Here is a 316-nt window from a genome sequence, read left to right on the forward strand (position 1 = left end):
CTCTGGCAGCTCGCAGTTACCAGTCACGTCAGTAGTACGGAAGTAGAACTGTGGACGATAGCCTTTGAAGAACGGAGTGTGACGACCGCCTTCTTCCTTGCTCAGAACGTAAACTTCTGCGGTGAACTTGGTGTGCGGCTTAACCGAACCCGGCTTAACCAGAACCTGACCACGCTCAACGTCGTCACGCTTGGTGCCACGCAGCAGAACGCCGCAGTTCTCGCCAGCACGACCTTCGTCCAGCAGTTTGCGGAACATCTCAACACCGGTGCAGGTGGTGGTGGTGGTGTCACGCAGACCAACGATTTCCAGGGCA

1 protein-coding gene is annotated in these 316 nt (G+C 56.6%); it reads right to left on the bottom strand.

Features of this window, described 5'->3' with window-relative positions:
• Positions 1-316: EF-Tu/IF-2/RF-3 family GTPase (locus tag M5B98_RS28670; RefSeq protein ID WP_248744687.1), on the bottom strand; the 316-nt coding region annotated here is incomplete at both ends.

It is taken from the genome of Pseudomonas sp. MWU12-3088, from assembly GCF_023242405.1.
GTDB lineage: Bacteria > Pseudomonadota > Gammaproteobacteria > Pseudomonadales > Pseudomonadaceae > Aquipseudomonas > Aquipseudomonas kribbensis.